This is a genomic window from Achromobacter sp. (assembly GCF_057314935.1).
Genome location: NZ_DBHKZA010000023.1, coordinates 39,172 through 51,088 on the forward strand (window position 1 = coordinate 39,172; position 11,917 = coordinate 51,088).

An 11,917-nucleotide genomic window follows, 5' to 3' on the forward strand; every position below is an offset into this window, starting at 1 on the left:
TGCTTAGCCCGCGACGCTGCCGCCACCAGGGCGTTGCCAACATCCCAACGTGTTGGAGCCAACCATGAGCGACCGCCAGCGTAGCACCGGATTTTCCATCGCCCTTCGCGGCACGCCCACGCGGTGGTTCGTCACGGCATTGCTGGCCGGCGGCTTGGCCGGTTGCAGCTTCACGTCGCCAGACGAGGCCACGGGGTCGCAATCCGTCGGCATTCACGGGGTCACCGGGCAGCAGGCGCGCAGCATCGCGCGCGAGGCCTATCTGTATGGCACGCCCATGGTCGCCAGCTACCAGACCATGTATGCGTTCAGCATCGACAAGAACAACCCGCAGTACAAGGGGCCGTTCAACACGGTGAACAACATCGCGCGCGTCTTCACCCCGGAAGACACGGCGTTCGTCACGCCCAACTCCGACACGCCATACTCGTTCGCCATCCTCGACCTGCGCGCCGAGCCGGTCGTGATTTCCGTGCCGCCGATGGAAAAGCGCCGCTACTTCGTCCTGCAGTTGATGGACCTGTACACGTACAACTTTGCCTATATCGGTAGCCGCAGCACGGGCAACGGCGGTGGCAATTTCCTGATTGCGGGTCCGCGCTGGACGGGCAAGGTGCCCCCCGGCATCACTAAGGTGATCAAGTCGGAAACCGAACTGGTGAACATGGTGGGCCGCACCCAATTGTTTAACCCGGCCGACCTCGAAAACGTCAAGCGCATCCAGGCCCGCTACAAGATCCAGCCCTTGTCGGCCTTCGCCAAGCGCCCGGCGCCACCCCCGCCGCCGGCGGTCGACTGGATTCCGCCCGTGCCGCCCGGCGAGATGCGCACGTCGCTGGAGTTCTATAACCAGCTGGCTTTTTTGCTGCAGTTCGCGCCCACCCATCCCACCGAGAAATGGCTGCGCGAACGCTTCGCCAGCATCGGCTTGAAACCGGGGCAGCCCTACAAGGCCGATACCCTGAATCCCGCCTTGCGGCGCGCCTTGCAGGAAGGCATGCACACGGCGCAGAACGACATCGACAAGAACCGTTCCGCGCTAGGCGGCAAGACCGATACGCTGTTCGGCGACCGCAACACGCTGAAGAACGACTATCTGAGGCGTGCCACCGGCACGCAGGTCGGCATCGGTGCCAACAGCCGCGAAGAGGCGCTGTACCCCGTGCTGGAAAAGGACAGCCGCGGCCAGGAACTGGATGGCAAGTACGCCTACACGCTGCGCTTTGCGCCGCGCAGCCTGCCGCCCGTCAATGCGTTCTGGTCCATGACCATGTACCGGCTGCCCGACCAGCTGCTGGCGCCCAACCCCATCAACCGCTACCTGATCAACTCGCCCATGCTGCCGTCCCTGAAGAAGGATGCCGACGGCGGGCTGACGCTCTACATCCAGGCGCAATCGCCCGGCAAGGCCAAGGAATCCAACTGGCTGCCCGCGCCCGATGGCCCGTTCATGGTGACGATGCGGTACTACTGGCCCAAGCCGGAATTGCTGGAGGGCAAGTGGGTGTCGCCGGAAATAGAGCGGGTGCCGCAATAGGCGCATCGGCGCGCAGGGCCTAGAATCGGGCTCCGGAGGGCGGCTGGCGCAAAGCCGGCCGCCTTTCCCATGGGGAGGAGTCACGGGCATGAAGCGCAACTTCAACATCCACGATCTGCGTATCTTCTATACGGTCGTCATGACCGGGTCCACCCGCCAGGCGGCGCAGGTGATGCACCTGACGCAGCCGGCGATCAGCCATGCGGTCTCGCGCCTGGAAAGCGCCACGGGCGTGCAGCTGTTCGACCGTACGCACAAGACCTTGCGGCCCACCGAGGCGGGGCAGTACCTGTATACCGAGGCCAAGTTCGTGCTGGACGAACTGGTGCGCATCGACGAAGCCTTGCACAGCATCGAGCAGTTCGGGGGCCGCGGCCTGCGCATCGCATCTTCGCCGGCGCTGGCGCTGAGCTATGCGCCCGAAGCCGTCAAGCGCTACCTGGACGAACACGGCAAGCGGCCGTTCTCGGTCGATGTGGAGTCTTCGGTGCAGGTGATCAGCGCCGTCGAGACCATGCGGGCGGATTTCGGCCTGGGGGCGGTCGGGCAGGACAGCCCGCGGCTGAATTTCACGCCTTTCCTGCGCACCGATGTCATGGCGATTGCGCACCGGGACCATCCGCTGGCCAGGCGCCGCGTGGTGGCCGTGGCGGATATCGCGCCGGACACCTTCGTCAAGCCCCTGTGGTCGGACTACGTGGTGGCGCAGGGCGACACCGGCGACACCACGCAGCTGGATTTCGCCATGCAGGCGCACATGACCCTGGTGCCGGGCACCGTGCGGGCGGTGAAGGGCATTAGTCTCGTCAACGCGCTGTCGGCCTCCGATATCGCGTTGGTCTACCCCGATCTGGTGGCGCTGCCGCTGGCGTCGCGGCAGTGGTTTGAATTCGTGCTGATCACCCGTAAGGATGCGCAGAACCAGGAACTGACCGGGCGGCTGCTGGGCGCGCTGCACGCCACCGCCCAGGCGCGCCGCACCGGGGTCTATGCGGACACGATCCAGCTGATCGGCTAGCGCGCAGCGCCTTTGACGCGGGTCAATCGGCTGGCGGCTGCCACGGCAGCGACTGCAGGTCGCCGTCGATGCTGATGGCCTGTCCGCTGACCATCGCGCCGTAAGGGCTGGCCAGGAACAACGCCATATTCGCGATATCGGCCGCGCGCACGAACTGGCGCAGGCTGACGCCCGCCAGCTCCAGTTCGGTTTCTTCCTCGACGGTCAGGCCCATGTTGCGGGCGCGGGCGGCGATGACACGGTCGATGCGGGGGCCGGCGACCAGCCCGGGCAGCAGTGCGTTCACCCGGATGCCGTAACCGCCCAGTTCCACCGCCAGCGACCGCGTCAGCCCGACCACGCCCCATTTGGAGGCGGCGTACGGCGTGCGCATGGGAATGCCCATGCGGCCGGCCACCGAACTGATGTTGATGATGGCGCCGCCGCCCGCCTGGCGCAGCGCGGGCACCGCATGCCGAACGGTGTGGAATTGCGAGGCCAGGTTGATGTCCAGCGTCGCGCTCAGGTCGTCCGGCTGGATGTCGGTGATGCCCGCTGTAGGGCCGGCGATGCCGGCGTTGTTCACCAGTACGTCCAGGCCGCCCAGGTGCGAAAGGGCGGTTTGCATGTAGCGGTCGATATCTTCGCGGCGGCTGACGTCGGCATGGCTATTGGCGTGGCGGCTGGACGCCAGCGCGTTCTGGTCCACATCGCACAGGTGGACGCGGGCGCCGCGGTCGGCAAAGGCGTCGGCCAGGGCCGCGCCGATGCCTGCCGCGCCGGCGGTGATGATGACGCGGCGGCCGCTCAAGTCCACCGGCAGGGCGGTAAGGTCTTGCTGGTTCATGAGGTTTTCCAGGAATGCGTTCGGATCAGGGTTTCATCAGGCGGCACTTGGACTCCGCCGGCGACGTGTAGATCTGGTCGCCCGGAATCTGCGCGATCAGCTTGTAGTAGTCCCACGGCCCCTTGGATTCGGACGGCTTCTTCACCTGCATCAGGTACATGTCGTGCACCATCAGGCCGTCGGCGCGGATGTGCGCGTCCTTGGCGAAGAAGTCGTTCACGGGGTTGGCCTTCAGCCATTTCATGATCGTGTCGCCATCGGTGGTGCCGGTGGCTTGCACCGCCTTCAGGTACGTGGTCGTCACCGAATAGTCGCCCGCCTGCAGCATCGACGGCTTCTTCTTCATGCGCTCTTCAAAGCGCGCGGCCCATTTGCGCGACGCATCGTCCTGATCCCAGTACCAGGCCGTCGTCAGGTACATGTCTTGCGCTGCCGCCAGGCCGAGGGCGTGGATGTCGGTGATCAGCACCAGCAGGCCGGCGATCTTCATCTTGGGCGTCAAACCGAATTCCGCCGCGGCCTTGACCGCGTTGCTGGTGTCGTTGGCCGAATTGGCCAGCCCCAGCACCGTCGCGCCGGATGCCTGCGCCTGCAGGATGAACGACGAGAAGTCCGGCGAGTTCAACGGGTGCCGCACGCGGCCCTTCACCTGGCCGCCATCGGCCTGCACGACCGCCGACGCGTCGCGCTCCAACGCGTGGCCAAAGGCGTGGTCCACCGTCAGGAAGAACCAGTCCTTATTGCCTTCCTTCAACATCGCGCGGGCCGTGCCGCGCGACAGCGACACCGTGTCGTACACGTAATGCACCGTGTAGGGCGTGCACTGCGCATTGGTCAGCTCGGAAGCGCCCGCGCTGACGACGAAGAACGGCGTCTTCTTCTCTTCGGCCACCTTCGCCATCGCCAGCGCGGCCGCGGAGTTGGCGCCGGCGATCAGCATGTCGACGCCTTTCTGGTCCAGCCATTCCCGGGCGCGGGACGAGGCGATGTCGGCGCGGTTCTGGTGGTCGGCCACCAGCACTTCGATCTTCTTGCCCGCGACGGCGCCACCCATGTCCGCCACCGCCATCTTGATGGCCTCGGCGCCGCCGGGGCCGTCGGCGTCCGCCGACAAGCCCGACATATCGGTGATGAAACCGATGCGGATCACGCCGTCATCGGCGCTGGCCGCGCCACCCAGGCTCAGCAATACCGCGGCCATGGCCGCATTCAAGGTCTTTTTCATGATGTCTCCCCGCGAGGGTTTTGGTGTGGTTCCGGCGCTGCGTCAGAACGCGACGTTGTCCCGGCCTTTGAGCTGCAGGATGTCGCGCGCGTCGTCAGGCGTGGCGATGGTGAGCGACAGGTCTTCCAGAATGCGGCGGATGCGCCGGACCTGGTCCGCGTTCGAATGCGCCAGTTCGCCCGGCCCGTCCCACAGCGAGTCTTCCAGGCCCACGCGCACGTAGCCGCCCATCGTGGCGGCCTGGGTGGCCAGCGGGGTCTGCTTGCGCCCGGCGGCCAGCACCGACCACCGGTAGTCGTCGCCGAACAGGCGATCGGCCGTGCGGCGCATCATCATCACGTCTTCGGGGTGCGTGCCGATGCCGCCGCGGATGCCGAAGACGGACTGGATCAGGAAGGGCGGCTTCAGCAGGCCCTTGTCCACGAAGTGCGCGGCCGTATACAGATGGCCGATGTCGTAGCACTCGATCTCGAAACGCGTGCCGTTGTCGTTGCAGGACCTGAGGATGTGCTCGATGTCCTTGAACGTGTTCTTGAAGATCAGGTCGTTGCTGCCTTCCAGATACGGGCGTTCCCAGTCGTGCTTGAATTCCTTGAAGCGTTCCAGCAACTCATACATGCCGAAGTTCATCGACCCCATGTTCAACGACGCCACTTCGGGCTTGAACGTGGTGGCGGGCAGCATGCGTTCGCTGACCGGCAGCACGGGCGACCCGCCGGTGGTGATGTTGATGACCACATCGCTGGCCGCCTTGATGCGGGGCAGGAACTGCGCGTAGAGCGCGGGGTCCTGCGTGGGCCTGCCGGTCTGGGGATCGCGCGCATGCAGATGCACGATGGCCGCGCCGGCTTCTGCCGCTTCCAGCGCCGACTGCGCGATCTGGTCGGGCGTCACCGGCAGGTAGGGTGACATCGACGGCGTGTGCACCGATCCGGTGATGGCGCAGGTGATGATCACATTGCTTTTGGGTTTCTTCATGGGCCTTGGACGATTCGTGTTTTCTTATGGGCCCCGGCTGTCTCCTCCGGGTGCGGCCCATTCTGTCGCACGGTCCTGGCCTTGTCACCTGAACAGAAATTATCAACTGATAGGCTTTACGGTGCTGCGGCGCAACGTGGACGCGCAAGGTTGCCGCGGCCCAATAAAAAGCCGCCGCCCGGAGCGGGCGGCGGCCTTGAAGGAAAACGTCGTCAGGTCTGGTCTTTGGTCGGCGACTTGGGGCCGTTCGTCTTGACGGACTCGATGCCTTTGTCCCGCGCCTGGGCCGTCGAATACATTTCGCTGCGCCCGACCGATTCGCCATTCGCCGCCACCAGCGTGAAGTAGTGGGAGCCGTCTTTCGCCGTCTTGCGCATATAGCGCGCCTCGTCGGCCGAATACTTCTGCACCGCGGCAATGCCGCCTTCGGCCGAGGCCTTGGTCGTGTATTGCTCGCTGGTCAGGATCACCTCGTGATTACCCGCGTGCAGATTGAACATGAACTGCGTCCCGCTGCGCTTCAGTACAAAGTAACCGCTCATCGTCGTCTCCGTTCTTGTTGAAGGGGTAACGCTTGGGCAACTTGCAACACGCCGGGTGGCGTCTGCCGAGAATACTTGATGCGGGCGGCTTTGGAACAGCGGGCTGAAATACAATCGGCCGCTATGTCAGACCGCCCGATGTTCCCCCCGTCTTCCCCTCAAACGCCCCGCACCGGCTACGTCCTGGCGGTGGACCTGGGCGGCACGCGCTTTCGCGCGGCGCTGGTGGATGAACGCGGCGGCATTGCCCATTCCTGCGCCATCGACAGCCCCGCAGGCGCCGCCAAGCAGGCAGGCTGGGACGATGTCGACGCCGACGCCTGGTGGCGCGGCCTGCAATCCCTGTCCGGCACCTTGGCCGCCCAGGCCGGCGCTGCCTTCGACGCCGTGCAGGCCATTGCCATCTGCGGCGTCACGCGCACGCAGGTCTTCGTCGACGCGCAAGGCGCCGCCATCCGGCCGGCCATCACGTGGCGTGATACGCGCGCGGCCGGGGACGTGGCCCAATGGCTGGCGGCCATGCCGGCCGGCCATCCCGAAAGCCGGCAGATCAACGCCTTCCACCCCTGGGCGCGCGTGGCGTGGCTGCTGCGCGCCGAGCCGCAGCATGCGGCGCGGGTGCACGTCGTGCTGGAACCCAAGGATTACCTGAACTTTCGCCTGACGGGCAGGGCGGCCAGCGACACCGTGTCGATGGCGCGCCTGGCCGCCGCTGCCGGGGGGCACGCGGCAGGGTCGGATCTGCTGACGGCCCTGGGCGCCGATCCCGCCTGGGTGCCCCCCTTGCTGAGCCCCCTGGATGTGGTCGGCCCCGTGCAAGCCGGCCTGCCGGGCGCCCTGGCCCGTCTGGCGGGCCGCAGCGTCGTCGCGTGCGCGAACGACACCTGGGCGGCGGTGGCCGGCCTGGGCGCGCTGCGCGAGGGTTATGCCTACAACATCTCGGGCACGACCGAAGTCTTCGGCGCGGTCGGCGCCGAGCCCGTGCAGGCGCAGGGCCTGATGACCGTGGATTGGGGCGGCGGCAACCACCAGATCGGTGGCCCGGGCCAGAACGGCGCAGACACGGTGGCGTGGCTGCTGCCGCTGCTGGGCCGTCTGGGCGCGGAGGGCATGGCGGGCGTCGGCGCGGCCATGGACGCCTTGTTGAACGCGCCCCGCGACCCGCAACCTGCGTTGTTCCTGCCGTACCTGCAAGGCGAGCGCGTCCCGTACTGGGATCCGCACCTGCGTGGGGCATTCGTCGGGCTGAACCGGCGGCATGGCGCGGGCGACCTGGCATGGGCCGTGCTGGAGGGCGTGGCCTTCCTGAACCGTACCGTTCTGGAGCGCGCGGAGGCCGCCCTGGGCGCGCCGGTCGGCGAAATCCGCTTTGGCGGCGGCGCGGCCTCCAGCCCGCAGTGGTGCCAGGTCAAGGCCGACATCTGCGAACGCGCCGTCGTCGTCGGCCAAGCCGAGCAGCCCGGCGTCGTGGGCGCGGCCGTGGCCGGCTGGACCGCGCTGGGCCGCTACGGCAGCTTTGCCCAGGCGCAGGACGCGTTGGTCCGCACGGCGCACCGCTACGATCCCCGGCCCGACCGCAGCATCGCCTACCGGCAGCTGTACGCCCAGTTCCGCGCGGCGGAAGCGGCGTTGACGCCGGTGTCGCACGCGCTCGCGAGGATGCGCTTGCCGTAAAAACCCTAGGTGCGTCCGCGCGGCCTGACGGCCCTGGGCCGCGCCGCCGGGTATAAACTCCTACGCCATCAGGGCGCGAACGCCCGGCAGGCGGTGGATAACCCTTGCACTACAACGAATACCAACGCAGCAAGGGTTGAGTCGATGCGCGGCATCCTGGAAAAGTACGGCACGGCAATCGCGGGATTGGTCCTGGTGGGCTTCTTCGCAATCGCCGCCCCGAATTTCGCGGCACCGAACAATCTGTTGAACATCGCCAAGGAAACCAGCTTCCTGGCCATCATCGCCATCGGCTTCACGCTGGCGCTGGTGACCGCCGAACTGGACCTGTCGGTGGCCGATGTCGCCAGTCTGGCGGCCGTCGTCACGGGCGCCCTGGTGCACACGGGCCAGCCCGTATTGATCGCCATCGCGGCGGGCCTGGGCGTCGGCCTGCTTTGCGGCCTGGCCAGCGGCATCGCCGTCACCCGGCTGCGCGTGCCATCCTTGATCGCCACGCTGGGTATGGCCGCCATGGCGCGCGGCTTCGCCTTCATGCTGACCGACGGCGTGTCCTACGTCGGCCGCTGGCCCGCAAGCTTCACGGACCTGGCGCGCGCCAAGCCCTTTGGCATTCCCGCGCTGGTGCTGTGGATGCTGGGCGCGGTGCTGGTCGCCTGGTTCCTGATCAAATGGACCCGCACCGGCGCCCGCATGACGGCCACTGGCGAAGCGGGCGAATCCGCGCGGCTGGCCGGCATCAACATCCGCGCCATGAAGAGCATCGGCCTGGCGCTGTCCGGCCTCTGCGCCGGCCTGGCCGCCGTGCTGCTGACCTCCAGCCTGTCTTCCGCCGCGCCCAACATGGCCGGCGATTACTTCCTGTACGCGATCGCGGCTGTCTTGCTGGGCATGACCATGTTCAACCCCGGCCATGCCAACATCCCCGGCACCCTCGTCGCCGCGCTGATCCTGAAAGTGCTGGGCAACGGCCTGGTCCTGATGGGCGCGCCGTACTACGTGCAAGACATCGTGCTGGGCTTCATCATGATCGCGTCCGTCGCGGTGTCATCGGCCGTGCTGAAGAAAGCGGCCTTCAAATTCTGATCCGAAGGGGAAACCACCATGACCAAAATCTTGAAGCGCACGCTGCTGGCCAGCGCGTTCGCCTTGCAATCGCTGGTGGCCAGCGCCGCCTACGCCTTTGACGTCGGCATCGTCGCCTTCCAGATGTCGTCCGAAACGCACGCCCGCGTGGCCAACGCCGCGGCCGAGGCCGCCCGCGCCAAAGGCTGGACCGTCACCCAGCTGAACGCCGAAGGCTCGCTGCCCAAACTGGCCGAACAGCTGGACACCCTGGTCAATAAAAAGGTCGATGCCATCGTCGTCGCCATGGGCAAGCCCGTGGAAACCGACGCCCAGCTGCAAGCCGCCAAAGAGAAGGGCATCCCCGTCGTGGGCGTGATGTCCGGCGCCAGCCCGCACATGCTGTTCGACGTCGAAGTCAACGAATACGCCACCGGCGCGCAGTCCGTGCTGTACCTGCTGGGCAAGATGGGCTACCAGGGCAACATCCTGTCCGCCCGTTTCGACGGCAACTCCGGCACCCGCATCCGCGGCAAGATGCTGGATGCCGTCCTGACGGAAAACACCGCCGTCAAGGACCTGGCCAAGTTCAGCATGGCCCGCACGCAAAGCTGGCGCGACGACGTGCGCAACGGCATGCAAGCCTTGTTCCTGCGCCATCAGGGCCAGTTCAAGGGCGTCTGGGCCTCGTTCGACGGTCAGGCCTACGTCATCGATGACCTGCTGCAATCCCAGGGCATTAAGAAAGGCGACATCACCCTGGTGTCCGTCGACGGCGGCCCCGAAACCTACCGCCGCATCGCCGACCCCAACAGCCTGATCACCGCCACCATGATGATCCCGTTCGAACAGCTGGGCGCAAGCGCCATCGACTCCATCGACCGCATCGTGGTGAAGAAGGAGCCCAAAGAGACCGTCGCCGCCGGCCCGTACCTGTTCATGGACTCCGTGCTGGTCGACGCCACCAACGTCCAGAAATTCCTGCAACCCGCCGCCAAGTAATCGCCGTGACCACCATGACCGCCGCGTTGTCGCTACGCCAGATCCGCAAGTCCTATGGGCCGGTCGAGGCCCTGAAGGGCGTCGACCTGGACGTGCCCGAAGGCCGCGTCATGGCCATCTGCGGCGACAACGGCGCAGGCAAGTCCACGCTGATCCGCATCATCTCCGGCGCGCAGGAACCCACGGGCGGCGAGCTGAGCCTGAACGGCCAGAAGGTCGCGTTCGGATCTCCGCATGACGCGCTGGTGCAAGGCATCGCGACGATCTACCAGGACCTGGCGCTGGCGCCGCGGCTGTCCATCTGGGAAAACGTCTTCATGGGCGCCGAACTCGTGCGCCGTGTCGGGCCGTTCAGCGTCCTGGACAAGCGCCGCATGGCGTTGGACGCGCGCGGCTATCTGCAGCGCCTGTCCGTGCCGATCGAAGACATGGACCGCCCGGTCGAACGCATGTCCGGCGGCCAACGCCAGGCGGTGGCCATTGCCCGCGCGCTGCGCTGGGATGCGCGCGTCGTCATCATGGACGAACCTACCGCGGCATTGGGCGTCAAGGAAACGGCGCTGGTGCTGAATCTGGTGCGCAAGCTGCGCGAAGAGGGACGCACCGTGATCCTCATCAGCCACAACATGGCCGACGTGGTGGCGCTGGCGGACCGTGTCGCGATATTGAAGAGCGGCGTGAAGGTCATCGAACGCGACGTGGCCGGGCTGAATGCGGATGCCCTGGCGCACATGGTGATGACGGGGAAGGAATAAAGAGGGCGGGGCGCGTCCGACCCTGGTTGCCCCCAAAAAAAAGGCCGCCGCCGGGTTTCCCCTGGCGGCGGCCTTTTTCGCATGCAGCAGCGGGACTTAGTCCTTGCGGCTGGTCACTTCAACCAGGTGATAGCCGAACTGGGTCTTCACCGGGCCCTGGACCACGCCAACCGGGGCGCTGAACACGACGGTATCGAATTCCTTGACCATCTGGCCCGGGCCGAACGTGCCCAGGTTGCCACCGTCACGGCTCGACGGGCAGCTGGAGTTTTCCTTGGCGACTTGCGCGAAGTCAGCGCCGTTTTCAATGGCGGTCTTGAGTTCGTTGCACTTGGCTTCGGTGGAAACGAGGATGTGACGGGCGGAGGCTTGTGCCATGGGGGCTCCTTGCGGGGAATGATTGGGGGAGGGGAGAGTAACGCATTCGGCGTTGCTCGCTACCTTGCAATCATAAACGGGGAATCGGGCCTCCCCGGGCGGGTCTCTGCCTGCTGTCCGTGTTTTGCGCCTGATACGGCTAGACGAAGTTTCCTGCGTTGCACCATCATTAAGCAATGACTAAAATGCAGTCAATGACTAATGGAGGCTTCCCATGGCGACCATGACCATCCGAAACATTGATGACCAGCTCAAGGCTCGCCTGCGCGTGCAGGCGGCCCAGCACGGACGTTCGATGGAAGACGAGGCCCGCGACATTCTCCGCGCCGCGTTGTCCACGGAATCTCCCCGCGGCCTTTCGCTTGTGGGGGCGATCCGTGCGCGTGTCGCGCCGCTGGGGGGGCTTGAACTGGACCTTCCGGCGCGTGAACCCATACGCACGCCGCCGGAGCTGGCCGCATGATCCTCCTGGATACCAACGTCATTTCAGAGATTCTTCGGCCAGAGCCCGATCCTCACGTCGTCGAATGGCTTGAGACGCAGCCGCGGACCGCGCTGTTTACAACGACGATTACGCGTGGCGAATTGCTCTACGGCGTCAGGTTGCTGCCTGAGGGGCAGCGCCGGGATGCGCTCTTGCAAGCCGTGCTGGCGATCTTTGCGTCAGATATGGCGGGACAAGTGCTTAATTTTGATGGTGAGGCCGCAGATGCCTATGCGGAGATCGCCGCCTCACGCCGAGCGGTTGGCAGGCCGGTCAGTCAGTTTGATGCGATGATCGCCGGCATCGCTCGATCCCGGGGAGCGAGCCTGGCGACACGTAACGTCAAGGATTTTGTCGACTGTGGCATCAACGTGATTGATCCTTGGCGCAATTGACAGCAAATCCCTTGGCGTCCGCCCTGGTCGGAGTTTGA

General features: G+C 66.0%; 13 protein-coding genes. 8 read left to right on the plus strand and 5 right to left on the minus strand.

What is annotated here, in order from left to right:
• Window positions 1-64 precede the first annotated feature (64 nt).
• Both ACO6D5_RS11075 and ACO6D5_RS11080 read left to right on the plus strand, forming a co-directional pair.
• Window positions 65-1,537 carry a DUF1254 domain-containing protein gene (locus ACO6D5_RS11075; protein ID WP_485825397.1) on the plus strand — a complete coding sequence of 491 codons (1,473 nt, stop codon included), beginning with the start codon at window positions 65-67 and terminating at the stop codon, window positions 1,535-1,537.
• 88 nt (window positions 1,538-1,625) lie between these two features.
• A complete protein-coding gene (locus tag ACO6D5_RS11080) occupies window positions 1,626-2,555 on the plus strand; it encodes a LysR family transcriptional regulator (protein WP_485825398.1) in 930 nt (309 codons plus the stop codon).
• Window positions 2,556-2,577: 22 nt separating this feature from the next.
• Here ACO6D5_RS11080 and ACO6D5_RS11085 read toward each other — a convergent pair whose 3' ends face one another.
• The 4 genes from ACO6D5_RS11085 to ACO6D5_RS11100 form a co-directional block, all read right to left on the minus strand.
• Complete coding sequence (locus ACO6D5_RS11085) at window positions 2,578-3,381, minus strand: 3-oxoacyl-ACP reductase FabG (protein WP_315525688.1); 804 nt, start codon at window positions 3,379-3,381, stop codon at window positions 2,578-2,580.
• Window positions 3,382-3,406: 25 nt separating this feature from the next.
• Window positions 3,407-4,606 carry an ABC transporter substrate-binding protein gene (locus tag ACO6D5_RS11090; RefSeq protein ID WP_485825399.1) on the minus strand — a complete coding sequence of 400 codons (1,200 nt, stop codon included), beginning with the start codon at window positions 4,604-4,606 and terminating at the stop codon, window positions 3,407-3,409.
• 42 nt (window positions 4,607-4,648) lie between these two features.
• Entirely contained in the window at window positions 4,649-5,584 is a 936-nt protein-coding gene (gene kce, locus ACO6D5_RS11095; protein WP_485825400.1) for a 3,5-dioxohexanoate:acetyl-CoA acetone transferase, read from the minus strand.
• A gap of 212 nt (window positions 5,585-5,796) precedes the next feature.
• Window positions 5,797-6,126, minus strand: a complete 330-nt coding sequence (locus ACO6D5_RS11100) for a YegP family protein (protein WP_006222446.1) — start codon at window positions 6,124-6,126, stop codon at window positions 5,797-5,799.
• A gap of 138 nt (window positions 6,127-6,264) precedes the next feature.
• Between ACO6D5_RS11100 and ACO6D5_RS11105 the strand changes: the two genes are divergently transcribed.
• The 4 genes from ACO6D5_RS11105 (at window position 6,265) to ACO6D5_RS11120 (ending at window position 10,622) form a co-directional block, all read left to right on the plus strand.
• Window positions 6,265-7,800: a xylulokinase gene (locus ACO6D5_RS11105; protein WP_485825401.1), complete on the plus strand. Its 1,536-nt coding sequence runs from the start codon at window positions 6,265-6,267 to the stop codon at window positions 7,798-7,800.
• Window positions 7,801-7,944: 144 nt separating this feature from the next.
• On the plus strand, window positions 7,945-8,886 hold the full coding sequence (locus ACO6D5_RS11110) for an ABC transporter permease (protein ID WP_485825402.1): 942 nt from the start codon (window positions 7,945-7,947) through the stop codon (window positions 8,884-8,886).
• A gap of 18 nt (window positions 8,887-8,904) precedes the next feature.
• The gene (locus tag ACO6D5_RS11115) at window positions 8,905-9,867 is read left to right on the plus strand and encodes a sugar ABC transporter substrate-binding protein (RefSeq protein WP_485825403.1); all 963 of its coding nucleotides are present in this window, start codon (window positions 8,905-8,907) and stop codon (window positions 9,865-9,867) included.
• A gap of 14 nt (window positions 9,868-9,881) precedes the next feature.
• A complete protein-coding gene (locus tag ACO6D5_RS11120; protein ID WP_315526325.1) occupies window positions 9,882-10,622 on the plus strand; it encodes an ATP-binding cassette domain-containing protein in 741 nt (246 codons plus the stop codon).
• A 96-nt stretch (window positions 10,623-10,718) separates the two neighbouring features.
• Here ACO6D5_RS11120 and ACO6D5_RS11125 read toward each other — a convergent pair whose 3' ends face one another.
• Window positions 10,719-11,000 (minus strand): peptidylprolyl isomerase, encoded by a 282-nt coding sequence (locus ACO6D5_RS11125; protein ID WP_006222441.1) that lies wholly within the window; start codon window positions 10,998-11,000, stop codon window positions 10,719-10,721.
• 214 nt (window positions 11,001-11,214) lie between these two features.
• Between ACO6D5_RS11125 and ACO6D5_RS11130 the strand changes: the two genes are divergently transcribed.
• Together ACO6D5_RS11130 and ACO6D5_RS11135 are read left to right on the plus strand one after the other, a co-directional pair.
• Window positions 11,215-11,463, plus strand: coding sequence for a FitA-like ribbon-helix-helix domain-containing protein (locus ACO6D5_RS11130; protein ID WP_315525708.1), 249 nt, complete (start codon window positions 11,215-11,217; stop codon window positions 11,461-11,463).
• Window positions 11,460-11,879, plus strand: a complete 420-nt coding sequence (locus tag ACO6D5_RS11135) for a PIN domain-containing protein (protein WP_315525711.1) — start codon at window positions 11,460-11,462, stop codon at window positions 11,877-11,879. The genes ACO6D5_RS11130 and ACO6D5_RS11135 overlap by 4 nt, the downstream gene beginning before the upstream one ends.
• The last annotated feature ends 38 nt before the right edge of the window (window positions 11,880-11,917 follow it).

Excerpts from the sequence above, each read along its gene's own strand:
- ACO6D5_RS11115 (WP_485825403.1), top strand. The coding sequence starts at position 8,905 with ATGACCAAAATCTTGAAGCGCACGCTGCTGGCCAGCGCGTTCGCCTTG.
- ACO6D5_RS11130 (WP_315525708.1), top strand. The coding sequence starts at position 11,215 with ATGGCGACCATGACCATCCGAAACATTGATGACCAGCTCAAGGCTCGC.
- ACO6D5_RS11125 (WP_006222441.1), bottom strand. The coding sequence starts at position 11,000 with ATGGCACAAGCCTCCGCCCGTCACATCCTCGTTTCCACCGAAGCCAAG.
- kce (WP_485825400.1), bottom strand. The coding sequence starts at position 5,584 with ATGAAGAAACCCAAAAGCAATGTGATCATCACCTGCGCCATCACCGGA.
- ACO6D5_RS11090 (WP_485825399.1), bottom strand. The coding sequence starts at position 4,606 with ATGAAAAAGACCTTGAATGCGGCCATGGCCGCGGTATTGCTGAGCCTG.
- ACO6D5_RS11080 (WP_485825398.1), top strand. The coding sequence starts at position 1,626 with ATGAAGCGCAACTTCAACATCCACGATCTGCGTATCTTCTATACGGTC.
- ACO6D5_RS11105 (WP_485825401.1), top strand. The coding sequence starts at position 6,265 with ATGTTCCCCCCGTCTTCCCCTCAAACGCCCCGCACCGGCTACGTCCTG.
- ACO6D5_RS11120 (WP_315526325.1), top strand. The coding sequence starts at position 9,882 with ATGACCGCCGCGTTGTCGCTACGCCAGATCCGCAAGTCCTATGGGCCG.
- ACO6D5_RS11135 (WP_315525711.1), top strand. The coding sequence starts at position 11,460 with ATGATCCTCCTGGATACCAACGTCATTTCAGAGATTCTTCGGCCAGAG.
- ACO6D5_RS11075 (WP_485825397.1), top strand. The coding sequence starts at position 65 with ATGAGCGACCGCCAGCGTAGCACCGGATTTTCCATCGCCCTTCGCGGC.
- ACO6D5_RS11100 (WP_006222446.1), bottom strand. The coding sequence starts at position 6,126 with ATGAGCGGTTACTTTGTACTGAAGCGCAGCGGGACGCAGTTCATGTTC.
- ACO6D5_RS11110 (WP_485825402.1), top strand. The coding sequence starts at position 7,945 with ATGCGCGGCATCCTGGAAAAGTACGGCACGGCAATCGCGGGATTGGTC.
- ACO6D5_RS11085 (WP_315525688.1), bottom strand. The coding sequence starts at position 3,381 with ATGAACCAGCAAGACCTTACCGCCCTGCCGGTGGACTTGAGCGGCCGC.